Raw genomic sequence first — 1,357 nt, forward strand, 5'->3', positions numbered from 1 at the left:
GGTTCGACCAGCCGGTAGCGTTCCGCCTCCGCCATCCGCCCGGCGGCGGCGAGCCGGCGGTAACGCGCCTCCATCGCCTTGATCGCGGCGCGCGAATGGCCGGGCATGTCGAACGAGGGGACGACGGTGATCTGCCGCGCCTTTGCCGCCGCCAGGATCGCCAGATAGTCGCGCTCCGTCAGATAGCCGTTGGTCGGCGCCTCGCGCGCGGGATCGGCCCCCAGCTGCGGTTGCAGGCAGGTGCGGTCGTCGAGATCGAGGCAGCGGTAGGCGCCGACCTGCGTCAGTTCGGGCAGCGCCGCGATCTGCATCCGCCAGCCTTCGTCGTCGGCGAGGTGGAGGTGGAGCGTGTTGAGCTTGATCGCCGCCATCTGGTCGATGATGCGCAGGATCTCGTCACGGCTGTGGAAGTTACGCGCGATGTCGATGTGCAGCCCGCGATAGCCGAGCCGCGGTGCATCGGCGATCGTCAGCGGCTTCATCCGGCGGTCCTCATGCGCGGCCTGCTGCGCCAGCGACCGCAGCGCATAGGCCGCGCCTGCTGCGTCGTGCGCGGCGATGGCGATGCCGCGTGCGTCGACGGTCAGGCGATAGCCCTCCGCCGGCAGCGCCGCATCGCCGACCGCGATCGACAGCGGCACCGTGCCGCTTCCCACCCCGGCGCGGGCGAGACCGTCGAGCGCGGGGGCGATCGCGGCGCGCGCCACCCCGCGCAGCGCCACGCGCACCCCGCGCGTCAGGTCGAGCGGGGCGCCATCCGGGCGCTCGACATGGGTGGGTGCGGGCAGGATCGCAATATCGGGGCGCGCCGCTTCCCCCCGCGCGGCGTAGCGGGCGAAGGCGCGCGCGGGCGTCAGCCAGACGTTGCGGTCGACCGCATCGGCGGTCGCCAGCCGCGGCTCGTCGGTCATCGGCGCGACATAGGGCTGCGTTTCCAGCCCGGTCGCCGTATCGGTGCCGGGGCGCGTCGCCGCGATCACCACCGGCGCCAGCCCCGGCGCGGCGAGCGCGGCGTTGGGCATCACGAACGAGCGCGAGAAGAACGGCACCGTGGTGGTCAGGCGCAGCCGGTAATGCCGCCCTGGCGCCAGCGTGCGGCCCGGCTTCAGCGCGAACACCGTCACGTCGCCGTTGACGGTGCGGCTGGTGAAATCGTCGCTGTCGATCGCCATGACGCTGCCGATCAGGCTGGTGCGAATCTCCAGCCCGGCGGGCACCGCGACGCCGCCGGGGGTGTCGATGTCGATATCGGCGATCATGCAGCGCGGGGGCGGCGGGCTGGCGACGCCTGCCGGCACCGGCGCGGAGGCAGGGTCCGCGGCTGGCGGGGGGCACGTCGCCGGGCGATCGTCGACCA

General features: G+C 73.5%; 1 protein-coding gene. It reads right to left on the reverse strand.

Annotation, left to right across the window (positions count from 1 at the left end):
- Positions 1-1,259: family 20 glycosylhydrolase (locus tag AX685_RS16770; protein WP_231738992.1), on the reverse strand; the 1,259-nt coding region annotated here is incomplete at its 3' end.
- Positions 1,260-1,357 lie beyond the last annotated feature (98 nt).

This window comes from Sphingomonas sp. CCH9-F2 (assembly GCF_001556735.1).
Taxonomy (GTDB): Bacteria; Pseudomonadota; Alphaproteobacteria; order Sphingomonadales; family Sphingomonadaceae; genus Sphingomonas; species Sphingomonas ginsenosidimutans.